Below are 25,134 nucleotides of genomic sequence, written 5' to 3' on the forward strand. Positions count from 1 at the left end.
GCGCGGGCGCCCCGCTTACCCGCTTACTTGGCGTCCTTGTCGCGCGCCTCGCGGGCTTTCTCCTGGATCTTCTCGCCCGCTTGCTCGATCTTCTTGCCGGCCACCTCGGTCGCCTTGTTCAGCTCCTCGCCGGCCTGGCTGGCGGCCTTGTTGATCTTCTCGCCGGTATCCTTGGCCGCTTCCTGCGCCTGCTGCGTGGCCTGGTCCAGCTTGCGGCCCATCTGCTCGGCCGGTCCCGGTTCCTCCTTCTTCTGGCAACCGGCCAGCGCGGCACCGAGCGCCAGCAGCGCCACCAAGGTTTTCGTGGAAGTCATCATGGTTTTCTCCTGTCAAAAAATACACAATAATAGGCCACAGCATACACCAGCCCGCGTCGCACACGGTGTAACACCGCGATTGACAGCGGTCACGTGAATCCCGACAATAGCACGACCGTTCACTTTCCTCGAAAGGCCAGGCCATGACCGAACAGCACGCCGTCGCCCACCGCATCTGCCCCCTGTGCGAGGCCAGTTGCGGCCTTGTGATCGAACGCGAAGGCCAGCAGGTCACGCGCATCCGCGGCGATGAGGCCGACGTGTTCAGCGCCGGCTTCCTGTGCCCGAAAGCCGTCAGCCTCAAGGAGTTGCACGACGATGGCGACCGCCTGCGCAGCCCGCTCGTCAAACGCGACGGCCGCTTCGTGGCCGTCAGCTGGGACGAGGCTTACGCGGAAATCGAACGGCGCCTGCCGCCCATCATCGCGGCCCATGGCGCCGACGCCGTGGCCACCGTGCTGGGCAATCCGGTGGCGCACAAGATGAGCCTGATGCTGTACTTCCCCCGCCTGGCGCGCGCGCTGGGCACCCGCAATATGTACTCCGCCTCCAGCGTGGACCAGGTGCCCAAGATGCTGTCGGTCGGCCTCATGTTCGGCAACTGGATGACGGTGCCCGTGCCCGACATCGACCGCAGCGACTACCTGCTGGTGTTGGGCGCCAATCCCATGGTTTCGAACGGCAGCATGTGGACCGTGCCCGATTACCGGGGCAAGGCCAAGGCGCTGCGCGCGCGCGGCGGCAAGATCGTCGTGGTCGATCCGCGCCGCACCGAGACGGCGCAGGCGGCCGACGCCCACCACTTCATCCGCCCCGGCGGCGACGTGTTCTTCCTGCTGGGCCTGGCCCACACCCTGTTCGAGGAAAACCTGGTGCGCCTGGGCCGGCTGGCGCCCCATGTGGCGGGCCTCGATGCGCTGCAAGCGGCCGTGCAGCCCTACCCGCCCGAACGCATGGCGGCCCGCTGCGGCGTGCCGGCCGACGTCATGCGCACGCTGGCGCGCGAGCTGGCAGGCGCCCGGCGCGGCGCCATCTACGGCCGCATCGGCACCTGCACCCAGCAATATGGCACGCTGGCCTCGTGGCTGATCGACGCCATCAACGTGCTCACCGGCCACCTGGACGCGGCAGGCGGCGCCATGTTCCCCAAGGCCGCCGCCTTCGCCGCCAACACGCGCGGCAAGCCGGGCACGGGACGGGGCGTGGTCATGGGCCGCTACCGCAGCCGCGTGGCCGGCGCGCCGGAAGTGATGGGCGAACTGCCCGTCACCTGCCTGGCCGAGGAAATCGACACCCCCGGCCCCGGCCAGGTGCGGGCCCTGATCGCCATCGCCGGCAATCCGGTGCTGTCGGCGCCCAACGGCGCACGGTTGGCGGCCGCGCTCGAACAACTGGATTTCATGGTCAGCCTGGACATCTACCTCAACGAAACATCGCGCCACGCGGACGTGATCCTGCCCGGCGTGTCGCCGCTGGAGGATGCGCACTTCGACGTCAGCTTCGGCCAACTGTCGCACCGCAACCACGCGCGCTACAGCGCCCCCGTGCTGGCGCGCGCCGACGGCCAGCCGGACGAATGGGAAAGCCTGCTGCGGCTGGCCGCCATCGTCAAGGGCATGGGGCGCAACGCCGACCTCGATGCCTGGGACACGGCGCTGCTGGAGGAGGAAGTGCAAAAATCGGCCGGCCCGGCCACGCCCCACGTGATGGCGGCGCTGGCGCCCCGGCGCGGGGTGGAACGGATGCTGGACCTGGCCCTGCGCAGCGGCCCGTATGGCGACCAGTTCGGCGCCCAGCCGGACGGACTGACGCTGGCCAAGGTGCAGGCCGCGCCATCCGGCATCGACCTGGGGCCCATGCAAGCGCGCATCCCCGAAGTGCTGCGCACGCCCTCGGGCAAGATCGAGCTGGCGCCTGCAGTACTGCTGGCCGACCTGGCGCGCGTGGCCGAAGCGCTGGGCGCGCCGGACGAGGCGCCGACCCTGGTCATCATCGGCCGCCGCCAGTTGCGCTCCAACAATAGCTGGATGCACAACCTGCCCGTGCTGGCCAAGGGGCCGTACCGCTGCACGGCGCTGGTCCATCCAGGCGACGCGGCCCGGCTGGGCTTGGCCGACGGCGGCCGGGCGCAGATCCGCAACGGCGCGCGCATGGTGGAAGCGCAAGTGGAATTGAGCGAGGAGATGATGCCGGGCGTGGTCAGCCTGCCGCACGGCTGGGGCCATGACTTGCCTGGAACGCAACTTGGCGTGGCCGCCGAACGGCCCGGCGCCAACCTCAACGCGCTGCTGGACGAGCAATTGCGCGATCCGCTGTCGGGCAATGCCGTACTATCGGGTATCGCCATCGAGATGCGGCCCTGCTGAGGCGCAAACGGGGCGATGGCGGGTATCGTGAGACGCGAGCCACGCGTGTGTCACGAAATCCGCCGCTTTTCGATATACCATACAAGCACGCGATTATTAGGATGCGCGGGCGGAATGTTGTCGAACAGACTAGCCAAGAGGTACTGCCATGAAACCCAATACCATCACCCCGGAACTGACGCATAGCCGCGAGGACATCGCCCGGCAAAACCGTGAATTGCGCAAGCTGTGCGCGGCCATCCTGCCGGCCGCGCGCAAGCTGGTGCAACAGGGCGTGGCCCGCACCACAGCACGGGAAGCGAGCGCCGTGCAGACCGGGGAAGCCGATGCCCTGCTCAAGTCCCTACTGGCCGAGCTCGACGAGTATATCGCCGCCCAGCCCGACGCCTTACCTGAGTTACTGAACCGTGACCTGAGCGCTGATGCCCCGGCATTCGACGAGGCCGAGGATGATCGGCAATGGATAGACCAGATGGCCGGCGATTGGGCGCTGGCCGCGGCGGGGTTCTGGTTGGAGATGGGCGAGCTGAACCGGCAAGAGTCACTGCTGGCAAGCCTGGCTACCGGGCAGGATAGCGATATGCTGGCGGCCTTCGACCTGGTCGCCAGCAGATTCCATGTCGGGCGGGAAGGCCGCGCGTTGCTGCCCAAGTTAAATCAACTCACCCGGCCAGTCTTTATCACGACGCAAGTGCCCATTGAAATCAGTACGACGCTGTATGTGCCGGAACCAGCGGGTAGCTACGTTCAAAAATGACGTCAGCCCGGCCTGACGTCCGCATTCAGTATGCCCAAATGATGGACTCGATGCGTTTTGGTACGCTGCGCGGCAGTAGAAATTGATACTGTCCGAAACTGCGGCGCCCGACGATGCGGCGCTCCATCAGCAACTGTCCCCGCTTCGCGTAATTGGGCGACGAAAAGAACGTGAGAATCTGGAACTGTTGGGGAACGAACTCATCGTCCGCCTTTTCCCTGCTCACGGTGTGGCTGGACGACTGCGATAGCGACCCTGCGATCAATTGCAACTGGCCTTCATACAAGGGCGTGTATTGTTGCCCCGTCGACGTGGGCGGCAAGGCGCCAAGGCGCGGGTATGTTTCATGGGTATGGCCGCTCAACAATAAGTGGGCAAGCTTGCCCCGCTGGAGGCGGCTGAAATCGGCCAGCGCCACCGCGACGGCGGTATCGTTGCGCATACTCATTTGCAGCGTCGGGCGCGGCGGTGGATAGTGGACCGGATGATGCACGGCCAGGATGCGGAAGTCGCGCGTCACGCCGTCCGGGTGAAATTTCTTTTGGGTTTGCTCGGCCAGTTGCCGCAGTTGGTCATCACCAAACGTGTTCCAGGGCGGATCCATGCCGACCTCACCACGCGCCAGCGTGTTGGGCCAGCGCTCGCCGATGGTACTGTTGACGGCGCTGAGCCGCAATTTGGCGTTGGAATGGGGGATGCTGGTCTGGATCGCCGTCTGTGGCCACGCCTTGCCCAGCAAGGTGCGCAATGCTTCCTGCTGCGCATCGATCTCCATATTGTTGGCGGCCAGTGGAAACTTGCCCGGCCATGCGTCATGATTCCCATGCAGTATGAGTGTCTGTTTCGCATCGAGAATGATGCGGTAGTCATCCAGCCACCCCAGCGCTGTTTTCAGCGAGTCCATATCACCGAGTGCGCTCAAGTCACCCGTGTCGAGCAGCCAGGTTTCCACGCCCGCGTAATCCTCGTGCTTGACGAAATCGCAGAGGAATTTGCACATCCGCTCATGGGCAATGGGATCGTGGCCTGCCAGACCGGCTTGCCAGCGCTGTTCAAGGTGGTCGGCCCACTTCGTGCGGCCAAGCCGCCGCAGCGTGTTGACCAGACCGCGCACTTTATTCTCCGTCTCGGTGTCCACCACGGCGCCCTGCCCTTTGCAGTGCATATCAGACACATGCACGATATGCAGGAACGCTTCCAGTTCAGGATCTGAATAGATAGCCATGTTCGTCGCTCCTCAAGATAAGTCACGCAACAGCTTGTAAGCATCCTCGCCCAGCTCGCGCTGGATGGCGGCGGCCAGGCGCTTGCGCACGCGATGCAGGCGCTGGCGCTCGGCCGCAGTCAGCGCTTCACCCTGGCTGGACGCCAGCCCGGTGGCGATCGCCACGGCCATCCGGTCGTGTTCGGAAATAGTGGCCAGCTCCGCCACGCATACGCGCAGCATGCTGCGGTACATGGTGGTCGTGGCCAGGTCGCCCGCGCGCTCATCGGCTTGTTCCTCGGATAGCGGCGCCTCGTTGATGGCGGCAAGTTGGGGGCGGGATTTGCGGTACAGGTCCGCCGCGCGCCGGTTGAAGATGGCGTGCGCGATGCGCAGAATGGCCTCTGCGCCCAGCGCGGGGGCGGCCTCGCGCTCACGCAGGTATTGCCACAGGTCGGCCACGGCCTGCGCCGCCAGATCATCTATGTCCGCACGCAACAGGGGGAAGCGGGCGTGACCGGCGCGGCGCAGACTGGCGCGCAGCGCGGTCAACTGCTCATCGGACAAGAGTTCAGGCATGTTGACCCCCATCTTGCAAAATAAGCATTCTACGCCGCCTGTGCGGCAGTGCGCGCCACCTACCCGGGCGGCAATTCGAAGCGGTAGCCGACGCCATACACGGACTGCAAGCAGTCAAGCTGGGGCAGGCGCGCGGCCAGTTTGCGGCGGATATTCTTGATGTGGGAATCGACCGTGCGGTCGTTGTTGTCGCGCTGGTCATCGTGCGCGCAGTCGAGCAATTGCTGGCGCGAATAGACCCGGCCCGGGTTGGCGATCAGTTCAGCCAGCAAGCGAAATTCCACCGGCGTGAGCGCCAGCGCCACGCCCCCGTGCAGGATGGCCATGCGTTCGCGATCCACCTGCAACAGCGGCGGTGCCGCCGACGACGACGATGCCGATGTTAGCCCGCCGGCCGCCAGTTGCCCCATGCCGGCCGCGCGGCGCAAGTGGGCGCGCACGCGCGCCACCACCTCGCGCGGGCTGAAAGGCTTGCACACATAATCATCGGCGCCCGATTCCAGTCCCAGCAGGCGGTCGATCTCGTCCACCCGCGCCGTCAACATGATGATGGGCAGCGCCGAGAACGCGCGCACGGCGCGGCACACGCCGACGCCGTCCAGGCTGGGCAACATCAAGTCCAGCACCATCAGGTCGGGCGCGTGGGCGCGCACGGCTTCCACGGCGGCCAGGCCGTCCGCCACGCGCGTCACGCGCAGGCCGGCGGCGACGAAATAATCGGCCAGCAGCGCGGCGATCTTCGCGTCGTCTTCCACGATCAGGATGTGGGCGTTGTTATCCATGCGCTCGTTGATTGGTGAGAGGTTGTATCGGCAGCCGCACCAGCATTCTCACGCCGCCCAGCGGAGAAGGCAAGGCCACGATGCTGCCGCCGTGCGCCTCCACCATGGCCTTGCAGATGGCCAGCCCCAGGCCGCTGCCGCCACGGCCGCGCGCGCCGTCGGCCCGGTACAGGCGATCGAACAGACGTGCCAGCAGGCCGTCCGGCACGCCGGGCGCGCTGTCGTCCACCGTCAGTTGCGCCCAGGCGCCGTCGGCGGCCAGCGTGACGGCGATCCTGCCGCCGTGGTCCGTGTAGCGCACGCTGTTCTCAAGCAGGTTCACGCACACTTGCGTCAGGCGGCCGCTGTCGCCCGTCAGCGTCAGCGGCGTGTCGGGCAGCGACGCCGTCAGCGCCAGTCCCGCCTGCTGCGCGCGCAGGCGGTAGCGCTCCAGCAGCGGACGCAATAGCGCGGCCAGGTCCAGCTGCTGCCAGTGGTATTGCAAGTCGCCCGCGTCGGCCAGCGCCAGCTGGTGCAGGTCATCAACCAGCTGGTTCAGGCGCAGCACTTCCGCATGCAGCGAATCGAGCGCGTTGACGTCGGCCCGGCGTATGCCATCGAGCAGGGCTTCGATCTCGCCCCGGATCACCGTCAGTGGCGTGCGCAATTCGTGCGAGATATCGGCCAGCATGCGGCGCCGCTGCTGCTCGTTTTCCTCCAGCGCCTGCGCCATCGCGTTCACATGCAGCGCCAGTTCGGCCAGCTCGTCGCGCGACAGCACGGGCGCGCGCGCCGCGAATTCGCCGCGCGCCAGTTTCTCTGTCACGCCCCGCAGCGCCGCCACGGGCCGCAGCAGGTGGCGCGCCAGCCAGATGGCGGCCAGGATGGCCATGCCGATCAGCGCGCACGCGAGCAGCAGGATCGTTTGCAACTGGCCGCGCAGGAAGGTGGCGGCGCTGGCGTCGTCGCCGCCGGCCTGGCGCAGCGGCATGAGCCGCATGCGGCCCACCACCTGGCCCTCGACCTTGATGTCGCGCTCTATCCCGGGCGGGAAATCGGGCGGACCAATCAGCGACTGGCCTTGCGCATCCACGATGGAAATGCGCGAGGCGAAACCGGCCGGGTCACCTCCACCGAGGCGGCGCGGCGGCGGCAACCCGGCGCGTGGTGGCGGCAGATCGGCGCGCGGCGGGCGCAGGTCGGCACGTGGCCGTGGCCGGCCGTAGCCGGGCGGGCCATCTGGTTCCGGCGGCGGCATGTCCCGCTCTGGCAGCCGCGTGTTCCGTTCCGCCCGCACACTCTGTTCCGGCCGCGTGTTCCGCTCTGGCGGCATGTCCTGCTCCGGCGGCGGCATGGCCCGTTCCGGCGGCGGTCCTTCTTCTTCCGGCGGCGGACGGTCGGGCCGGCCGGCGCCGGCGCCGGGGCCTCGGCGGCGCGCGCCCATGTCGTCCGTCTCGGCCAGCAGGCGCGGTTTCATCTGGTCGAGCACGGAACGCAAGGCGCGCGGCTGGTGGCGCAGCCATTCGAAGTCGCCCTCGGTGCGGTAGCGCGCCTCCAACAGTTGGCGCAGTTGATCCAGGTCCTGCGTCTGCATCTCATTGAGGTAGGTCACAAAGCCGCGCTGCAGGCTGATGCTGGTCACCCACGCCATGGTGACGATGCACAGGATGACGATGGCGATCACGGCCAGCGCGATCTTGCGCGCGATCGTCAGCCGCATGCCCGGCTCCTGCATTGGTGATTCATGTCTCTCCTCTGGCGCATCCGTGTCCAGCGCCATCATACCTGCCAATTGTGCAGACAATGTGAATGACGCGCGCCCGTCACATGCACACCACAACGCAGTTTCCATCTCCATTTTTCCTGCACATTTGGCCGTCATTCTTGTTTCCGTAGACCAACCAAGCAGTCCCACGAAACTACCGACGGAGACCATCATGCACCAACGCGCCCTTCGCCTGCCCCTGCTGCTGTTACCCGCCGCCCTGCTGGCGGCCTGCGGTGGCGGCGGCACCGACACCACCGCCAGCGATGCCGCACCGCGCGCACTGGCCGCCGGCACCGTACTGCGCCCGGCCGATACCGGAATTGACGCCGGCACAGGCGCTGGCACCAGCACAGGCAGCAGCACCAGCGCCGCCCCCACCGTCACGGCCGCCGTACTGGTGCAGTCGCCGCCGCCCGTCGTACTGGCGCCGGTGCCCAACGCCGATGGCGCCTCACTCACCTTCAGCAGCGCCGGCACGGTCGATACCAGCAATCCCTTCTTCCAACCGTTCGGCAATGGCCGCAGCTGCGCCAGTTGCCACCAGCCTGGCAACGGCTGGACCGTCACTCCGGCCGGCCTCACGGCCCGCTTCAACAACAGCGCCGGCCTCGATCCCGTGTTCCGCGCGGTGGACGGCGCCGTCGCGCCGAACGCCCCGGTGGCCACGCTGGACCAGAAGCGCCTGGCTTACAGCATGCTGCTCACCAAGGGCCTGATCCGGGTCGGCCTGCCCATGCCGGCCAACGCCGAATTCACGCTGGTGAAAGCGGACGATCCCTACCACTACGCCAGTGCCGCCGAACTGTCCTTGTTCCGCCGCCCCCTGCCCAGCACCAACCTGCCATTCAACAGCACCGTGATGTGGGACGGGCGCGAAACGCTGGCCGACGCCAGCTCCGGCATCTGCATCAAGGACGTGCGCCCGGCGCGCTGCTTCGCCCCGCTCGACACGGACTTGCGGCATCAGGCCAACAGCGCCGTGCGCGGCCACGCCGAAGCAGCGCAGGACTTGACGGCCGACCAGCAGCGCCAGATCGCCGCCTTCGAGCAGACCCTGTTCACGGCCCAGTCCAGCGCCACGCTGGCCGGCAGCTTGTCCGACGCTGGTGCGCTGGGCGGTCCGCAACCACTGTCACAGCAAGGCTTCTACTTCGGTATCAACGATCCACAATCGGGCGACTACCGCGGCGGCGCCCCGTTCAACCGCAATGTGATGAACCTGTACGCAGCCTGGCGCAACCTCGCTCAACCTGCACAGCCGGCACCGCCACCACCGCCGCCCGGACGCGGCCAGCCGGCGCCCGTGGCACCAGCCGCCACCACGCAGAACCAGGCCCGCGCCGCCATCGCGCGCGGCGAGCAGATATTCAACAATAAGCCGTTCAACGTGGTCAACGTGGCCGGCTTCAACAACGAACTGCGGCTGCCGCTGCAACGCGCCACCTGCGCCACCTGCCACAACGCGCCCAACGTGGGCAGCCATTCCGTGGCCCGCCTGTTCAACACCGGCACCGCCGCCGCCAACCTGCGCACGCCGGACCTGCCGCTCTACACGCTGCGCAACAACGCCACCGGCGAAGTGATCGACACCAGCGATCCGGGCAGCGCCATGGAGAGCGGCAAGTGGTCCGACATCGGCCGCTTCAAGACGCCCGGCCTGCGCGGCCTCGCATCGCGCGCGCCCTACTTCCACAACGGTTCGCAGCGCCGCATCGAGGACGTGGTGCGCTTCTATGACACGCGCTTCCGCATCGGCTTCTCGCCGCAGGAGGCGTCCGACCTGGCCGCGTTCCTCAAGGCCCTGTGACGCGGCGAGCCATATCGCATGGCCTGGCGAGCCAAAAGTTAAGCCAGTTGAGCGGCCGCAAAAACTCCGGCGCGCGCGCAGTGAAATCCGTGCACAAGAAAAAGACAAAGCGGCCATGAACATCTTGTGTACATGATAAAACTGTAGGCATAATCGTTGAGACATAAACGATTTCGCCGGAGTTTGCATGCACCAGACGGACCTGCTCGCCCACGCGCACGCGCGCCTCGCACGCAACCGTCTGGCGCGCACCACCTTCGCCGCCAGCGTGGCCTGCGCGTTCGCCGCACCGGCCGCCTGGAGTGCAGACGAGGTCCAGTCCATCGTCGTCACGGCACAGGCGCGCAAGCAGCTGGTGCAGGATGTGCCGATCGCCATGCAGGTGATCTCGGCCACGGACATCAGCAACATCGGCGCCAAGGACCTGGCCGATTTGAACGGCTACATACCCGGCCTGGTGGTCGACAGCACGGAACCGACCCAGCCCAGCTTCGGCATCCGGGGTGTGCAGCCGGGCGACTTCGGCATCGCCACCGATTCGCCGGTCGGCATCTACGTGGACGGCGTCTACACCGGCAAGACGGGCAGCGCGCTGATGAACTTCATCGACGTGCAGCGCATCGAAGTCATCAAGGGTCCGCAAGGCACGCTGTTCGGGCGCAACAGCGCGGCCGGCGCAATAGCCATCAGCACCAACGAACCGGGCCAGGCGCGCGACGCGGAAGCCCACCTCAAGCTGGGCGACTACGGCCGTGCCAACGCCGACGTCATGCTCAACCTGCCCCTGTCCGCCACCACGGCCGCGCGCCTGGTGGCCGTGCGAGCCGGCAGCACGGGCTGGGTCACCAATCAAAGCACCGGCCAAAAGATGGGCGGCGACAAGGACTGGGCCACCCGCTTGTCGCTGCGCCAGGACGTGGGCGCGGCCAAGGTGATCGTCGGCTGGCAGCACGAGAACATGGAGCAGTACGGCCGGCCCGCGTTCGGCGTGATCCAGAACCCGGCCCTGCCGCTGGGCGGCTACCGGGGCGTGTACGACGCGGCCTACACGGCCAACTTCGTCGATCCATTCAGCGCGCCGCTGCGCAACGATACCCAGGGCGCGGAAGGCCGCAACTTCGACGGCGCCACCTTGCGCGTCGAAGCGCCGCTGGCCGGCATGGCGTTCGCGTCCACCACCGCGTGGCGCCGCTTCAGTACCCACAACTACACGGACAACGACGGCAACGCGCGCCAGGATTTATACCTGGCCACGCAAGACGCCAAGCGCGCGCACAGCTTCCAGCAAGAGTTCAAACTGTCGGGCAAGACGGAGCGGCTGGACTGGATCGCCGGCCTGAGCTACTTCCACAACAACGAGCAGCAGGACGCGGGCGCCTACGTCACCACCGGCACGCTCGACACCCTCAGCCAGTTCGGCGGCGGCGCGCCCACCTTCGCCCGCTTGTTCGGCGGACTGGGAGCGGCCGGTGTACCCGGCGCGAGCGCCAATACGCACTTCCCGTGGCGGGAAACCCACTACAGCGACATACGCACCGGCTCCGTGGCCCTGTACGGCGACGCCATCTGGCACGCGGCGCCAGCCACCAATCTGACGGCCGGCCTGCGCTGGACCCAGGATAAGAAGACCATGACGTGGTACGTGCCGGGCCGCGTCTCGCCCGCGCTCGACCAGTTCCTCACCGCCTACGGCCCGCTGGCCGGGGTGGACCCGCGCGCCTTACCGTCCAACATCGTGTTCGCCACCTCCAGCCAACTGGCCGGGTCGCCCGCCACGCGCGACAAGGACTGGACCGATTTCAGTCCGCGCCTGGTGCTGGACCACAAGCTCGATGCCGGCACGCTGCTGTTCGCGTCCGTCTCGCGCGGCTACCAGGCCGGCGGCTTCAATACCTTCACGCCGCCCAATCCGGCCTCGCCCACGGCCACCGGGCGCGATCCCAGTTTCGCACCGGAGAAGATGACCAACATCGAGACTGGCGTGAAGTGGCAGGTGCCGGCCCTGCGCGCCAGCGTGAACGCTTCGCTGTTCACCTACAAGTTCAAGAACCTGCAGGACATCCAGTTATACAGCGTCGGCGCCATCCCCACCTACAACGTGATCGCCAGCGACCAGAAGGCGCATGGGCTGGACCTGGATGGGCGGGTACGGGTCAATCCCAACCTGACGCTGTTCGGCGGCCTCGAATATCTGGACCAGACCTACACCCGCTACCAGCGCCTGGACGCGGCCGGCAATGTGAGCCTGGACCTGTCGGGCCAGCCGGTGGGCACGCCGCGCGTGAGCGTGATGGGCGGGGCCAGCATGAGCTGGGAGACGGCCGGCGGGCGCGCCAGCGTCAACCTGCAAGGCAGCCACCGCAGCGCCACCCGCTGCAACAGCGACACGGCGGCCCTGGGCTGCCTGCGCACGGCCACCTTGAAGACGGGGACGGGCGCCAGCAAGTTCGACCTGCGCGTGGGCTGGGACAGTCCATCGCAGCGCTACGGCGTGGCGCTGCTCGTCAACAACCTGTTCGACCAGCGCTATATCACTTCGCTGGGCGGCCAAATGCAGCAATTCGGCTTCCCCTACGCCTACCTGACGCCGCCGCGCACCATCGCGCTGGAGCTGCGGGCCAGCATGTGAATACGGCCGTGGCGGCCAGCGATGGCGCCACGGCGACAACGGTAATCTCGCCGCGCTCGCGCGGTTTCGGGCGGCGCCTCCCTCCCCGGGGTCGCCGCCCATTTTTTTGCCGCCGCGCGGATGCCGGTGAAATCACGGTGAGATGCCCAAAACCCAGTGTTGTTGTTTTTGCTCTAAATGTAGGCTAGCATGCGCTGAGTGGAGGTATCATCGGCAGCACTCTTCAAGGAGGAACGCAATGAACACCTGGGTCATGTCGTTAAAGTTATTCGCTTATCTTGTCGTGGTTCTCGTCGCGGTGGCGATCGCCTATTCGGCGGTGACAGCGCTCCGCTACTGGCCTGCGATTTCCGTCTAGGAGGTCAGCGTGAACAAGCGACAAGCCAGACTCTTCGCCATTGTTTCCACCGCCATCGCCTCGGTCGTCTTCCTCGGACTGACACTGGACAGCCATCGCCAGTTCGACAAGCTGACCAATGCCAGTACGATCACCGACCAGGTCACGCGCGGCAAGGATGTATGGCACAACAATAACTGCATCAATTGCCACACCTTGTTCGGCGAGGGCGCCTACTATGCGCCGGACCTGACCAAGATCACCCAGCTGCGCGGCGAAGCCTACCTGCGCGCCTACCTCAAGGATCCGGCCAAGTTCTACGACGAGAACAAGCATCGCCGCCTGATGCCGCGCCAGAATCTCAGCGACGGCGACATAGTCTCCCTGATCGCGTTCCTGGACTGGGTATCCAAGGTCGACAACCAGGGCTGGCCGCCACGGCCACTACTGGTGACGGGCGCCACCTTCCCCGGCTCCGATCGCGGTGCCGGCGCGAGCGCCCCGGCGGCCGCGCCCGGCGGCGGCGCGGAAGACCCGGTCGCGCTGGGCGAGGCCGTGTTCCGCGGCGCCGTGCCGGCCTGCACCGCCTGTCACTCGACGGCGCCGAACGTCAACATGGCCGGGCCATCGCTGGCTGGCCTGGCGAGCCGCACCCAGTCGCTGCTCACCAGCAGCGACTACCACGGCCAGGCCAAGGATCTCGCTGGCTACATCCGCGAATCAGTGCTCACCCCCAGCGCCCACATCGTCCCTGGCGCCATGTATTCGGCCGATGGCAAGTCGTTCATGCCGGCCACCTATCCCAGCACGCTCAAACCGGAGCAGCTGGATCATCTGGTGGCCTACCTGTCGACCCTGAAGTAAGCGGACAGTACCTTTTACGACGGAGCAATGCGATGAAATACAAATCACAAGCAGTCGCCTATTGGTACTTTGCGGTGGCGGTGGCCCTGTTCGGTCTGCAATTGGTGTTCGGGCTGCTGTCGGCCGCGAAATACCTGGGGCCGGACCCACTGCTCTACATCCTGCCATTTGACGTCACCAAGGTCATCCACACCAACCTGCTGGTGGTGTGGGTGCTGTGCGGTTTCATGGGCGGCACCTACTGGATGGTGCCGGACGAATCGCGCACCGAACTGCACAGCACACGGCTGGCCTACATCCAGCTGGTGCTGTGGGTGCTGATGGGCGTGACGGCGATCATCGGCTACCTGTTCCGCTGGGGCACCGGCAACAAGCTGCTGGAGCAACCGTTGCCGCACAAGCTGGTGATCGTGGTCGTCATGCTGATGTTCCTTTACAACGTCGGCATGACCATCAAGAAGTCCGGCCGCCTGACCACCAGCGAAGGCGTGCTGCTGGCCGGCCTGGGCCTGGCTGCCGTGCTGTATCTGCCGGCCTTGCTGCATTTTCAAAATTACACGGTGTCGATCTTCTACCGCTGGTGGACCATCCACCTGTGGGTCGAGGGCGTGTGGGAAATGATACAGGGCGGCTTCCTCGCCTACCTGCTGATCCGCCTGTCCGGCGCCGATCGCGAAGTGATGGAGAAGTGGCTGTACGTGATCGTCGGCCTGGTCTTCATCGCCGGTATCCTCGGCACGGCGCACCATTATTACTGGGTGGGCGTGCCGAGCTACTGGCTGCCCATCGGCGGCATCTTCAGCGCCCTGGAGCCGGTGGCCCTGATCGGCATGGCGATCTACGCCTATTCCAGCATCCGCCGCGCCGGCGCCGGCCATCCGAATAAACTGGCGCTGCACTGGACCGTGGGCAGCGCCGTGTTCACCCTGTTCGGCGCCGGCCTGCTGGGCCTGGCGCACACGTTCCCGGCCGTGAACAAATGGACCCACGGCACCCTGATCACGGCCATGCACGGCCATGCGGCGTTCTACGGCGCCTATGCCATGATCGTGCTGGCCATGATCTCGTTCGCCATGCCCAGCCTCACGCGCCGCCCCGAAGAGGGCACGGCGCTGGGCTACTGGGCGTTCTGGCTGCAGATCGCCGGCATGTTCGGCATGACGCTGTCGTTCGCCACGGCCGGCATGGGCCAGGTGTATCTGGAGCGGATCATGGGGCTGGGCTTCCTGGACGCGCAGCTGAAAATCCAGGTGCACTTCCTGATGCTGCTCGCGACGGCGTCGCTGTTCGCCTGCGGGGTGGTGCTGTTCATCGTCGACTTCTTCCGCTACGCGCCGCGTTTCGATAGCGTCGACAACACCCAGGCGCAGCCGTATGCAGCGGGAGCCTGAGGCGGCGAACGGGGCGGGGAGCCCAACCCCGGCCGCGCCCTACTATCAGGCCCAGGGCGATGAAGTGGCACTGTTCGCGCAGTGCCACGAGCGCAAGCTGGCCGTGATGCTGAAAGGGCCGACCGGCTGCGGCAAGACGCGCTTTGTCGAGTATATGGCGTGGAAGCTGGGCCGGCCCCTGATCACGGTGTCATGCCATGACGACCTTACCACGTCCGACCTGGTGGGGCGCTTCCTGATCGAAGGTGGCAGCACGGTCTGGCAGGATGGCCCCCTCACGCGCGCCGTGCGCGGCGGCGCCATCTGCTACCTGGACGAAGTGGTCGAGGCGCGCCAGGACACGGTGGTAGTGCTGCATCCGCTGACCGACCACCGCCGCATCCTGCCCATCGATAAAACGGGCGAGACGATCGAGGCGGCGCCGGGATTCCAGCTCGTGATCTCCTACAACCCGGGCTACCAGCGCATGCTGAAAGACCTCAAGCCCAGCACGCGCCAGCGCTTTGTCGGCATCGATTTCGACTTCCCCCAGCCGGAACGCGAAGTGATGATCGTCGCGCACGAAGGGGGCGTGGACACGGCGCTGGCCCATGAGCTGGTGGCACTGGGCGCACGCTTGCGCCAGTTGCATGACCGCGGTCTGGTCGAGGTGCCCAGCACCCGGGTGCTGGTGGCCGCCGCGCGCCTGATCGCCAGCGGCATCCCGCCGCGCCAGGCCTGCTATGCGGCCATCGTCGCCCCGCTGTCGGACGACCGCGCCCTGACCGGCGCCATGGATGACCTGATCCTGGCCAGTTTCATCTAGCGCCATGGCGGAGGCGGAAGACGTCATCACCGACGCGGCACGCATCGCGTTCGACTATGTGCAGCGGGTGCGCCAGCGCAAACGCGGTGATGGCGGCGAACCTGGCCTGGCGCTGAAGTCGGTGGCCGAACGCCTCGACCTGCTGTGCAACGCTGCTTTCGGCCGCGGCTTCCGCTTCCATGCCGCGCAAGCGCCCCTGCCCCGCACCATGCTGGAACGCCTGTTCCGGCGCGGGCAGGCACCTGCGCACAGCGTCGCCCTGCCGGCCACCGATGGCCAGGCGATCTGGCTACCACCGCTGATGCGCCTCGATCCCGGCCCGGCCATGGAACGCTATCGCGCCCTGGCCTTGCTGCAGGCGACCCGCGCGCTGCGCGGCGCACCGGCATTTGGGCTGCGCCAGGATCTGGCGGGCGCACTGTTCCATGTGTGCGAAGCCTGGGTTTCCGACGCCCTGTTGCAGCACCGCTTCCCCGGCCTGCGGCCCGTGTTGGCGCAGTTGCGCGCCGACGCCCTCGCGGCGCGTCCCGATCCTGAGCGCTTGACGGGAAGCGTGGCCTGGATCGAACAGGCGGTGCTGCGCGCATTGCGGGGCCAGCCGCCCATCGCCGGACTCGCAACGGATCCGTTGGCACTCCCCAGCGCGGCGCTGTATCAACTTGCCGCGCAGGCGGTGCGGGAGCAGCCACACAGCCAGGGTGCGCTGTTGCACAAGGACCTGTGGCTGGGTGATTTCAAACAGGCCGATGCGGCCTCTACACCACTGGCCGGCGGCCACGATGCGCCGCCCGACACGCCCAGGAAGCCGCGCAGCGCCCGGCTGGCACGGCGTCCGCAGGCCAGGCCGGCGCAGGATGGCGAAGACGAGCAAACGTCGCCAGGGCCGTTCGTGCTCCAGACCGCGCAGCCACAGGAAAAGGCGGAAGACCCGATGGGACTGCAGCGCCCCACCGACCGCGATGCGGAGACCGCGGCGGACGACTTCGGCGATGCCTTGTCCGAGCTGCCCGAGGCGCGGCTGGTCACGACGCCCGGTTCACCGGCGGAGGTGCTGATGAGCGATGAACCCATCGCGGGCAGCAGCGCGCGGCAAGGGACGCGCCATGACAGCCGCAAGGGCGGCAGCTACCGTTATCCGGAATGGGACCACCGCCGCCAGGATTACACGGCCGCTGGCAGCATCGTCTGGGCCAGCCAGGCGGAGGCGGGCGATCCCGCCGTCGTCGCGCGCGCCGTTCAACAGCACGCCGCGCTGCTGGTCGCGCTGAAGCGGGGCTTTCAAATGCTCAGCGCAAGGCGCGCGCGCTATCGCCGCCAACTGGATGGCGACGACCTTGACGTCGATACCTGGGTGGACGCGGAATCCGCGCGGCGCGCCGGCGGCGCGCCGGATGGCCGGGTGTTCGAGACGCAGCGCCTGGAACGGCGCGACCTGGCGGTGCTGGTGCTGGTGGACGTGAGCGGATCGACCGATGGCTGGATCACCGACCAGCGCCGTGTGATCGATGTGGAACGGGAAGCGTTGCTGCTGGTGAGCCATGCGCTCGACGCGCTGGGGGAGCCGTTCGGCATCCAGGCATTCAGCGGCGAAGGCCCGGACGGCGTGGTGGTACGCGAGATCAAGGACTTCAAGGAGCCGTTCGGTCAACCCGTGGCCTTGCGCATCGCCGGCATCGAGCCGGAACATTACACGCGAACGGGCAGCGCGGTGCGCCACGCGGCCGCTTGCCTGGCCGCCCAGCCGGCCCGGCATCGGCTGTTACTGTTGCTGACCGATGGCAAACCGAACGATGTCGACCAGTACGAAGGCAAGTATGGCCTGCACGACTTGCGGCAGGCCGTGGTGGAAGCCCGCAACAGCGGCGTTTCGCCGTTCTGCCTGACCATCGATCATCAGGCCGCCCACTACCTGGGCCAGGTGTTTGGCCAGCACCAGTTCGCCATCCTGCCGCGCACCGAGTTGTTGGCCACGGTGTTGTTGACGTGGCTGCGCAAGCTGGTCGCCTGACAGCCGCCGCCCTATCCCGGTCACTTGTAGATACCGACCCCGATCACATACTCACCCACTTTTTCCACGTAGGTGTTCTTCTCCTCCATGTTCTTGGAGATCGAATTGGGCCACATGTACTTGACCCAGCCCTTGCCGGCCGGACCGCTGGTGAGCTTGAGGAATTCCTTGAGCGGATACACGCCGCCGGCGCTCAGTTCCAGCAGGTTCTTGTTGACCATCTTGGGATTCTGGCCGTGCGCCAGCATCACGCCGGTGGTGTCGATCATGAACACATACAGGTCGCCGTTGATGAATTCGCCCTTGGAATCGTTGAAGGCGGCGATCGCCTTGTCCTTGCCGTTCTTTTGCAGGTAGGCGCTGGCCTTCTTGACCATGGCCACGGCTTCGTCGGCTGTACCGCGGTGGGTCGCTTCCTGGGCTTGGGCGGCGCCGGCCACCATCAGCGCCAGCAGCGCGGTCATCAGGTATTGGTACAGTTGTCGCATGATGCATTCTCCTTGTCGTCAACAGGGCGGCCAGGCAGCCGCCGTAAATACGGCTGTATGCGCCGCTACTGGCAACGATAGCACATGCTCATGGGAAAGTTTCAATTCACCCAAGAAAATTTTTGAATGAGTTGATCCGGCCGCCACAAGGATGCGCCGGCCTCGGCGCCACCTTATGGCTACCTTACCGTCACCTTACTCGGCGACGATTTTCTTGGGCGGTGGGGGCGGCGTGAACTGGATCAGTTCGCCGGCCGGCGCGCTGTCGAGCGCGTCGGATTGTTCCAGCCAGCGCATCAGGCTGGCCATGCGGCGGAGGGTGATGCCCTTGCCGTTGATGTAGCCCACCTGCTCGAAGTGCTCCAGCTTGACCGTCATCTTGGACACGGTGGGCAGGTTGTCGACCAGCCGCTCGTAAGCCTTGCGCGCCTTCTGTTCCCACTTGTTCAGCCCGGGCTCGTTGAACCGGTTGCTCTCGTAATAAATGGTCAGGGTGCGGTCATGGTTGCCGAAGCCGACCACGGCGGCACCCTTGCGGATGGTTTGCAGCACGTCCTCCTTGATGGCGGCCGTGGGCACGAACAGGGCCGCGCGGCCTTCGGCATCGGGCCGTTCCAGCGGCAAATCCTGTCCCATCGTTATGCTCATCGGGCATCCCTCATGACGTGCATCTAGTTTCCTAGCGGCTATATTTCTCTGAATTCTACAACGCACCTCGATGATGTACAAGAAGAAAGAACGGCCGTCTTCCACCGTATAATGCACAACATTCCCTATTGCATTGATCCAACACAACATGACGTCCGCCGCTCTCGCCTCCCCTTCCCCCGCCGCGCCGATCGGCGTGATCGCCGCGAGCACGGTGGACACGGCCGCGCGCAACGTGCGCGACCTGCTGGCCATGGCCATCGACTACGCACCCAGCCACGGCGCCCTGATCGTGCACGACACCCGCACCGATCTCAATCGCGCGCTGACGGAAGCCTACCGGCGCGCCATTCCCGGCGCCACCTTCGTCGATTTCGACAGCGTCACGCCGGAGCAGGTGCTGGCCGCGTTCGCCCGCATGGCGCCCGGCGACCTGGTGGTGCTGATCCAGTCCACCAGCTTCCGGCTGGAGGCGTTCCGCATCCGCATCGAACTGTTCAAGCGCGGCCTGAAAGTGATCGAGCACGTGCACCTGTCGCGCATGCCGGGCGATCAGGGCCGCCACTACATCGACGCGCTGGCCTACGACCCGGCCTATTACCGTGGCGTGGGCCACGCGCTCAAGGAGCGCATCGACCGCGCCGCCGGCGGCATGATCGACAGCGGCGGCGAACAGCTGGTGTTCGGCTCCCCGTTCGAACCGGCCAAGCTCAATATCGGCGACTACCGCGCCATGAACAACGTGGGCGGCCAGTTCCCGCTGGGCGAAGTGTTCACGGAAGCGCTGGACCTGGAAGCGGTGCACGGACGGGTGCGCATCTTCGTGTTCGGCGACACCCAGTTCCTCGTCAACCGCCCCGAGCATCCGATCACCCTGATCGTCGAGCGGGGCCGGGTGACGGGCGTGGAGCACAGCACGCCGGCGTTCGACAACATGCTGGCCATCATCCGCGCCCACGAGGGCGAAGTGTGGCTGCGCGAACTGGGTTTCGGCATGAACCGCGCGTTCTCGCGCGAGCAGATGGTGGACGATATCGGTACCTACGAACGCATGTGCGGCATCCATCTGTCGCTGGGCGCCAAGCATGGGGTCTATCCCAAGCCGCAGTTCCGCCGCAAGGACACGCGCTACCATGTGGACGTGTTCGCGGTGACGGAGGCGGTCTACCTGGACCAGGAACGGGTATACCGGGATGGCGCCTGGCAGGTGTAGCAGGTACAGTGTGATGGCATAAGGCCACGCGCGGCGCCGGTCCGCGATGGCGACGATAACGACGGAAGGGAACATGCACGCGCTCATCCGATGGCTGGAATCCATGTTCGGCAGCATTCCACTGAGCCTGTTGCAGGTGTGGGGCGGGCTCGGCTATCTGCTGGGCTTCGTGCTCATGCTGTGCGCCTTCGGCGGCATCACGCTGCGTCCGGACGGGCGCTGGGGCCTGGGCTTCACACGCCAGAACTGGGACAGCAAGGCCATGGCCAGCGTGGTCATCACCTTCGCCGCCATCTTCGTCACCGGCTACATCGGCTCCTTCATCGTGCTGGTGCCGGGCGCGCAAACCTTCGAATCGCTGAAAGACCTGTCGGTATTCCTGTGCGTGGTGCTGTTCGGCTACCCGGCCCTGATTATCGTGCCGTTCGCCTACGGCCTGTCGGACCTGGTGGAAGGCGTACCGCCGGCGTTCCTGCTGGACTGGCTGGCCGGCTACTTCATCAACCCGGCCTGCTTCTGGGTGGCGCACCAGCTGCTGGACCGCCAGCCCGACTTCCGCCGCCGCGCCACATGGCGCCGCTACCTGCTGTTCGTGGCCATCTTCATGGCGCTCGAACCGCTGCTGTGGGGCCATATCACCTCGCCCCAGTTCACGCCCGCCATCGCCTACCGCACGCTCACGCCGGCCCTGTTCTTCACCACCGCCATCACCTGGCTGCTGGCGCCGTTCGCCATGCTGGCCGCGCTGCCGCTGGCGCGCCGCTACGGCATGTTCTGGGCCGAGATTCCCCGCCACGTGCGCCAGCGTCAACTGGGCCAGCCGAAGTGGCGCTGGGTGGACGGCGCCGGCGCGCCCGACGCGGGCGGGGCATCTTACCTGCCCATGCGGCTGTTCCTGGCCGCGCCATTCATCGCGCTGCTGCTGGCGACGGTGGGCGCGACCGCCTACCTGACCCTGAGCAGCGCCGAATCGGCCGCCGTCAAGCTGGCCGGCCGGCTGCATGAGGAAGTGGCGGAAAACATCAACCTGCGGCTCGATGAACACCTGGCCAGCCTGCAGCAGGCAGGCCAGCCCGTGCGCCCGGCCGCGCTGAACCAGTTGTTGCGCGAACTGCCCATGGCCCGCAACGGCCGCGTGCTGGTGGTCGACCGCGACGGCCACCTGATCGCCACCTCTGCCCCGTTATCGGTCCCGGCCACGGCCTCCGCCGCCAACTCCGCCTCCGACCCGGTGGCCCAGGCCGCGCTGGCCGCACTGGGCGCGGGCGCGAACGCCCCGCGCCTGCTGCACGCGCCCACGCAATTCAATTTCGACGTCATCAGCAGCAAGCCACTGTCACGTGAAACGTGGCTGATGCAGGCCACACCCTACCAGGACCGGGCCGGCCACACGGACTGGCTGCTGCTGACGGCCATGCCGGAAGCGTATTACCTGGAAGGTGTCCGTACCGGCAACAGCCAGTCGGCCATGGTGTTCGCGCTGGCCCTGCTGACCACACTGGTGGCGGCCATCGGCTTGTCGGCCATCGTCACCGCGCCCATCCGCCGCCTGGCCAGCGCCACGCAGGCACTGGCGCAGGGCGACCTGGGCCAGCGCGTGCCGGGCAGCCGGCTGGAGGAACTGGGCGGGCTGTCGTCCTCGTTCAACCACATGGCTGATCGGATGCAGCAATCGTTCGACCAGTTGTCGGCCATGACCAGCCAGTTGGCCGCGCGCGAACACGAACTGCGGCGCCACCGCGACCATCTGGAACAGGCCGTGGCGGATCGCACGGCCGCGTTATCGGTGGCGCTGAGCCGTGCCGAAGCGGCCAACGAGGCCAAGAGCGTATTCCTGTCCAATATGAGCCACGAGCTGCGCACCCCGCTCAACGCCGTGATCGGATTTTCCCAACTGCTGTCGACCGACGCCGCCATCGGCGCGGAACACAAGCGCAAGCTGGGCATGATCCACCGCTCCGGCCAGCACTTGCTGATGCTGATCAACGACATCCTGGACCTGTCGAAAATCGAAAGCGGCAAGACCGCCTTGCAACTGGCGCCGGTGGACCTGCACGCGCTGCTCGACACGGTGCTGGAGATGGTGCAGTTGCGGGCCGGCCAGCAGGGCGTGGGGTTGCGGCTGCAATGCGGGGGCGTGCCGGGCGTGATCATGGCCGACGGCGCCAAGCTGCGCCAGGTGCTGATCAACCTGCTGTCGAACGCCGTCAAGTACGCCGGCCGGGGCGACGTGACGCTGGCGGTGGACGCCGTGGCCACACCCGAACCGCTGGCCGACGGCCTGGTGCGGCTGCGCTTCGCCGTCAGCGACCACGGCCCCGGCGTGGCGCCGGCCGACCGCGAACGCATCTTCCAGCCCTTCGTGCAGGCCGATACGGCCGCCAGCCAGGCCGGCACGGGCCTGGGCCTGACCATCAGCCGCGCGTTCGTGCGCCTGATGGGCAGCGACCTGGAACTGGCCTCGCAGCCGGGCCAGGGCGCCACCTTCTCGTTCACGCTGGACGTGGCTCAGCGCCATGGCGCGCTGGCGCCATCGCAGGCGCAGGCGCGCGTGCTGGGCCTGCCGCCGGAACAGCGCGGCAAGATCGTGCTGCTGGTGGACGACAACGCCACCGGCCGCCAACTGCTGCGCGATATGCTCGAACCGCTGGGGTTCACCCTGCACGAGGCGGCCGACGGCATCGAGGGAGCGCACCAGATCGCAGCCCTGGCGCCGGACCTGGTGCTGATGGACTGGCGCATGCCGGGCATGGACGGCCTGGCCCTGACGCGCCAGGTGCGGGCCGATACGACCTTGCGCCAGCCCCGCATCGTGATCCTGACGGCCAGCGCCTTCGAGGAGGAACGGCGCGAAGCGCTGGCCAGCGGCGCCGACGACTTCATGCGCAAGCCGGTGGAGCAGGACAAGCTGTTCGCACTGCTGGAGCGGCTGCTGGGCGTGTGCTTCATCCGCGAACACGACGCGGATACCCAACAGCACGCAGCCCCCGCGCTACGGGACGCGCCGTTGACGGCGGCCGAACTGGCCGCGCTCACGCCGCCGTTGCGCCACGACTTGCAGCAAGCCGTGGCCAGCCTGGACGTGGCGGCCATCGAACAACTGCTGGCCTGGATCGGCGCCGGCGCGCCGGAACTGGCCCGCCGCATCGGCCGCATGACGGAGCGCGCCGAATACCGCCAGTTGTGGGACTTGCTCGACCAGTAGCATGCCAGCGGCTGCGCCAGCAAAGCGGCAACCGTTCAGCACCTATGACGCGGACGGCTCCCACACGGGCGCCTCCAGCGGCAGCGTGAGCGTGACGCTGGTGCCCTGCCCCGGCGCCGACTGTACCTCGATGCGGCCATGCAGCACATTGGTGACGATGTTGTAGACGATATGCATGCCCAGCCCCGAGCCGCCCTGTCCCAGGCGCGTGGTGAAGAAGGGATCGAACACCTGGCGCAGCGTGCGCTCCGACATGCCCTTGCCATTGTCGGCGAAGCGCAGCACGGCCTCGCCCCCACCCTGGCGCCGGGCGTGGATGGTGACAGTGCCGCCGCTGCCGTCGAAGCCGTGCAGCAGGGCGTTGTTGATCAAGTTGCTCAGCACCTGGCTCACGCTGCCCGGATACGACAACAGCTCCAGTCCCTGCTCCACCTCCACCTCCACCACGCACCCCGCGTGGCGCAACTGCGCGGCGAACGTGGCCAGCACGTCGCGCACCAGTTCCTCCAGCAGGAAGCGGCGGCGCTGGCCGCTGGACTGGTCCACCGCCACCTGCTTGAACGACGTGATCAAGTCGGCCGCCCGCGCCAGCGAGGCGGCGATGATGGCGCAAGCCTTGCCCGCGTCGGCCAGGTGGGCCACCAGCGCCGAGCGCTTGACGCCGCCCTCGCCGTTTAACTTGCGCTCGAAATCGGCCACCCGGTCACCCAGCGCGGTGGCCGTCAGCAGGCTGTTGCCGATGGGGGTGTTCAGTTCATGCGCCACCCCCGCCACCAAGGCCCCCAGCGACGCCATCTTTTCCGACGTGATCAGGTTGGCCTGGGCCAGTTGCAGGCTGGCCAGCGCGGCCGACAAATCGGCATGGGCCGCGTCGGCGTTGTCCTTCTGGCGCGCCAGTTCGGCCAGGCTGCGTTCCAGTCCCTGCTTGGCCATCAGCAGCGCGCCCACCAGGGCGCTGATGATCAGGCCCGCGGCCGCCGTCAGCAGCACCGGCGTGGGCACGCCGCTGTAACGGGCGCCGTCGTGGCCGTCCACCCGCAGCAGCCAACGGCGCTCACCCACCACCAGACTGGCGCTGGCGCTCAGGCCCGGCAAGGCCGGCAGGCGCGCGGCGCCGATCCGGCCGCCGCTGTCGAACAGCAGGTTGTCCGCGCCGGGCGCCTGGCTGGCGCCATCCTTGAGGTAGCCCGTGTCGTGGATGCGCACGTACAGGTCCGGCAGCAGGGCCGGCTCCAGCACTTCCCGCATCAGCGTATTGACCTTGAACACGATGGCCACAAAACCCACCAGCGCCGCGCGCCGCTGGTCCACCGTGGCCAGCGGCGCGCCGTTGCGGTAGATGGGCGCGCGCGCCACGAAGCCTGGCTGGCCGCTGGCGTCCTGCACCAGCGTGATGCGCTCGGTGGCCACCACCACGCCGTCGTCGCGTCCCAGTTCCAGCGCCCGCAAGTGCGGCGCCAGCGCGGCCAGGTCCAGGCCGAAGGCGTTCTCGTTGCCGGCCAGCGGTTCCGTGTATTCGATCACGAAGTGAGTGTCGCGCAGCGTGGCCGGATGCACGCGGAACTGGGGATAGCCTTGCGGCTCCAGGCTGGTGTCGCCCCGCACCGTATCGGCGAAGGCGGCCAGTCGCAGCGACGGCACGGCGCGCACGAACTGGATGGCCTGGAAACCCGGGTAGCGCCGCGCCAGGTCGAGCGCGCCGACGAAACGGTGAAACTCGTCCCGGCCAACGTTGTCGTCGTGCGCATACATGGCCCGCAGGGCCAGCAGCATGTCGAAATAGGTACGCAGCCGCACTTCCGTGGCATGGATGATCTTGTCGGCGTCGCGCCGGAAGATGTCGCGCCGCTGCCGCTGCTGTTCGTTGGCCACGAACAGGCACAGCGCGGCTGTCAGGCACAGTCCGACGAAGAACGCGATATATCCCTGCTTACGCATGGCCTGCCTTACCTCCACGCTGCCCTGCCCTGCCCTGGCCTTAGAAGTC

General features: G+C 67.1%; 18 protein-coding genes. 10 read left to right on the plus strand and 8 right to left on the minus strand.

Features of this window, described 5'->3' with window-relative positions; all coding sequences use genetic code 11:
- Window positions 1–23: 23 nt before the first annotated feature.
- Window positions 24–317 carry an apolipophorin gene (locus tag H3H39_RS06035; RefSeq protein WP_182152433.1) on the minus strand — a complete coding sequence of 98 codons (294 nt, stop codon included), beginning with the start codon at window positions 315–317 and terminating at the stop codon, window positions 24–26.
- Between the two features lie 143 nt (window positions 318–460).
- On the opposite strand from H3H39_RS06035, the gene H3H39_RS06040 reads away from it, so the two are divergent.
- Window positions 461–2,683: a molybdopterin-dependent oxidoreductase gene (locus tag H3H39_RS06040; RefSeq protein WP_182152434.1), complete on the plus strand. Its 2,223-nt coding sequence runs from the start codon at window positions 461–463 to the stop codon at window positions 2,681–2,683.
- Between the two features lie 148 nt (window positions 2,684–2,831).
- Window positions 2,832–3,440 (plus strand): hypothetical protein, encoded by a 609-nt coding sequence (locus tag H3H39_RS06045; protein WP_182152435.1) that lies wholly within the window; start codon window positions 2,832–2,834, stop codon window positions 3,438–3,440.
- Between the two features lie 25 nt (window positions 3,441–3,465).
- Here the strand turns inward: H3H39_RS06045 and H3H39_RS06050 are convergent, their stop codons facing one another.
- Genes H3H39_RS06050 through H3H39_RS06065 form a run of 4 tightly spaced genes read right to left on the minus strand, consistent with a single transcriptional unit; the run spans window position 3,466 to window position 7,704 of the window.
- Window positions 3,466–4,665, minus strand: coding sequence for a metallophosphoesterase family protein (locus tag H3H39_RS06050; protein ID WP_182152436.1), 1,200 nt, complete (start codon window positions 4,663–4,665; stop codon window positions 3,466–3,468).
- Window positions 4,666–4,677: 12 nt separating this feature from the next.
- Window positions 4,678–5,223: a hypothetical protein gene (locus tag H3H39_RS06055; RefSeq protein ID WP_182152437.1), complete on the minus strand. Its 546-nt coding sequence runs from the start codon at window positions 5,221–5,223 to the stop codon at window positions 4,678–4,680.
- Window positions 5,224–5,282: 59 nt separating this feature from the next.
- Window positions 5,283–6,005, minus strand: coding sequence for a response regulator (locus H3H39_RS06060; protein ID WP_182152438.1), 723 nt, complete (start codon window positions 6,003–6,005; stop codon window positions 5,283–5,285).
- Entirely contained in the window at window positions 5,998–7,704 is a 1,707-nt protein-coding gene (locus H3H39_RS06065) for an ATP-binding protein (RefSeq protein WP_182152439.1), read from the minus strand. The genes H3H39_RS06060 and H3H39_RS06065 overlap by 8 nt, the downstream gene beginning before the upstream one ends.
- A 217-nt stretch (window positions 7,705–7,921) precedes the next feature.
- Between H3H39_RS06065 and H3H39_RS06070 the strand changes: the two genes are divergently transcribed.
- The 6 genes from H3H39_RS06070 to H3H39_RS06095 all read left to right on the plus strand — a co-directional run bounded on the left by H3H39_RS06070 (window position 7,922) and on the right by H3H39_RS06095 (window position 17,593).
- A complete protein-coding gene (locus H3H39_RS06070; RefSeq protein ID WP_182152440.1) occupies window positions 7,922–9,559 on the plus strand; it encodes a cytochrome c peroxidase in 1,638 nt (545 codons plus the stop codon).
- Window positions 9,560–9,746: 187 nt separating this feature from the next.
- Window positions 9,747–12,188: a TonB-dependent receptor gene (locus H3H39_RS06075; RefSeq protein WP_182152441.1), complete on the plus strand. Its 2,442-nt coding sequence runs from the start codon at window positions 9,747–9,749 to the stop codon at window positions 12,186–12,188.
- Window positions 12,189–12,555: 367 nt separating this feature from the next.
- Complete coding sequence (locus tag H3H39_RS06080; protein ID WP_182152442.1) at window positions 12,556–13,389, plus strand: c-type cytochrome; 834 nt, start codon at window positions 12,556–12,558, stop codon at window positions 13,387–13,389.
- A 32-nt stretch (window positions 13,390–13,421) separates the two neighbouring features.
- Window positions 13,422–14,780, plus strand: coding sequence for a cbb3-type cytochrome c oxidase subunit I (locus H3H39_RS06085; protein ID WP_182152443.1), 1,359 nt, complete (start codon window positions 13,422–13,424; stop codon window positions 14,778–14,780).
- Window positions 14,764–15,585, plus strand: coding sequence for a CbbQ/NirQ/NorQ/GpvN family protein (locus H3H39_RS06090; protein ID WP_182152444.1), 822 nt, complete (start codon window positions 14,764–14,766; stop codon window positions 15,583–15,585). The genes H3H39_RS06085 and H3H39_RS06090 overlap by 17 nt, the downstream gene beginning before the upstream one ends.
- A gap of 4 nt (window positions 15,586–15,589) precedes the next feature.
- Window positions 15,590–17,593 (plus strand): nitric oxide reductase activation protein NorD, encoded by a 2,004-nt coding sequence (locus tag H3H39_RS06095; protein ID WP_182152445.1) that lies wholly within the window; start codon window positions 15,590–15,592, stop codon window positions 17,591–17,593.
- A gap of 20 nt (window positions 17,594–17,613) precedes the next feature.
- Here the strand turns inward: H3H39_RS06095 and H3H39_RS06100 are convergent, their stop codons facing one another.
- Both H3H39_RS06100 and H3H39_RS06105 read right to left on the minus strand, forming a co-directional pair.
- Window positions 17,614–18,081, minus strand: a complete 468-nt coding sequence (locus H3H39_RS06100; RefSeq protein ID WP_182152446.1) for a cache domain-containing protein — start codon at window positions 18,079–18,081, stop codon at window positions 17,614–17,616.
- A gap of 195 nt (window positions 18,082–18,276) precedes the next feature.
- Entirely contained in the window at window positions 18,277–18,729 is a 453-nt protein-coding gene (locus H3H39_RS06105) for a hypothetical protein (RefSeq protein WP_182152447.1), read from the minus strand.
- Between the two features lie 148 nt (window positions 18,730–18,877).
- On the opposite strand from H3H39_RS06105, the gene H3H39_RS06110 reads away from it, so the two are divergent.
- Both H3H39_RS06110 and H3H39_RS06115 read left to right on the plus strand, forming a co-directional pair.
- On the plus strand, window positions 18,878–19,942 hold the full coding sequence (locus tag H3H39_RS06110; protein ID WP_182152448.1) for a M29 family metallopeptidase: 1,065 nt from the start codon (window positions 18,878–18,880) through the stop codon (window positions 19,940–19,942).
- 73 nt (window positions 19,943–20,015) lie between these two features.
- Window positions 20,016–23,147, plus strand: coding sequence for an ATP-binding protein (locus H3H39_RS06115; protein ID WP_182152449.1), 3,132 nt, complete (start codon window positions 20,016–20,018; stop codon window positions 23,145–23,147).
- 42 nt (window positions 23,148–23,189) lie between these two features.
- Here H3H39_RS06115 and H3H39_RS06120 read toward each other — a convergent pair whose 3' ends face one another.
- Window positions 23,190–25,085, minus strand: a complete 1,896-nt coding sequence (locus H3H39_RS06120; protein ID WP_182152450.1) for a CHASE domain-containing protein — start codon at window positions 25,083–25,085, stop codon at window positions 23,190–23,192.
- Between the last annotated feature and the right edge of the window lie 49 nt (window positions 25,086–25,134).

This window comes from Rugamonas apoptosis (assembly GCF_014042355.1).
GTDB classification, from domain to species: domain Bacteria; phylum Pseudomonadota; class Gammaproteobacteria; order Burkholderiales; family Burkholderiaceae_D; genus Rugamonas; species Rugamonas apoptosis.

Excerpts from the sequence above, each read along its gene's own strand:
- H3H39_RS06075 (WP_182152441.1), top strand. The coding sequence starts at position 9,747 with ATGCACCAGACGGACCTGCTCGCCCACGCGCACGCGCGCCTCGCACGC.
- H3H39_RS06050 (WP_182152436.1), bottom strand. The coding sequence starts at position 4,665 with ATGGCTATCTATTCAGATCCTGAACTGGAAGCGTTCCTGCATATCGTG.
- H3H39_RS06070 (WP_182152440.1), top strand. The coding sequence starts at position 7,922 with ATGCACCAACGCGCCCTTCGCCTGCCCCTGCTGCTGTTACCCGCCGCC.
- H3H39_RS06105 (WP_182152447.1), bottom strand. The coding sequence starts at position 18,729 with ATGAGCATAACGATGGGACAGGATTTGCCGCTGGAACGGCCCGATGCC.
- H3H39_RS06085 (WP_182152443.1), top strand. The coding sequence starts at position 13,422 with ATGAAATACAAATCACAAGCAGTCGCCTATTGGTACTTTGCGGTGGCG.
- H3H39_RS06110 (WP_182152448.1), top strand. The coding sequence starts at position 18,878 with ATGACGTCCGCCGCTCTCGCCTCCCCTTCCCCCGCCGCGCCGATCGGC.
- H3H39_RS06055 (WP_182152437.1), bottom strand. The coding sequence starts at position 5,223 with ATGCCTGAACTCTTGTCCGATGAGCAGTTGACCGCGCTGCGCGCCAGT.
- H3H39_RS06115 (WP_182152449.1), top strand. The coding sequence starts at position 20,016 with ATGCACGCGCTCATCCGATGGCTGGAATCCATGTTCGGCAGCATTCCA.
- H3H39_RS06040 (WP_182152434.1), top strand. The coding sequence starts at position 461 with ATGACCGAACAGCACGCCGTCGCCCACCGCATCTGCCCCCTGTGCGAG.
- H3H39_RS06095 (WP_182152445.1), top strand. The coding sequence starts at position 15,590 with ATGGCGGAGGCGGAAGACGTCATCACCGACGCGGCACGCATCGCGTTC.
- H3H39_RS06045 (WP_182152435.1), top strand. The coding sequence starts at position 2,832 with ATGAAACCCAATACCATCACCCCGGAACTGACGCATAGCCGCGAGGAC.
- H3H39_RS06065 (WP_182152439.1), bottom strand. The coding sequence starts at position 7,704 with ATGCGGCTGACGATCGCGCGCAAGATCGCGCTGGCCGTGATCGCCATC.
- H3H39_RS06060 (WP_182152438.1), bottom strand. The coding sequence starts at position 6,005 with ATGGATAACAACGCCCACATCCTGATCGTGGAAGACGACGCGAAGATC.
- H3H39_RS06035 (WP_182152433.1), bottom strand. The coding sequence starts at position 317 with ATGATGACTTCCACGAAAACCTTGGTGGCGCTGCTGGCGCTCGGTGCC.
- H3H39_RS06120 (WP_182152450.1), bottom strand. The coding sequence starts at position 25,085 with ATGCGTAAGCAGGGATATATCGCGTTCTTCGTCGGACTGTGCCTGACA.
- H3H39_RS06090 (WP_182152444.1), top strand. The coding sequence starts at position 14,764 with ATGCAGCGGGAGCCTGAGGCGGCGAACGGGGCGGGGAGCCCAACCCCG.
- H3H39_RS06100 (WP_182152446.1), bottom strand. The coding sequence starts at position 18,081 with ATGCGACAACTGTACCAATACCTGATGACCGCGCTGCTGGCGCTGATG.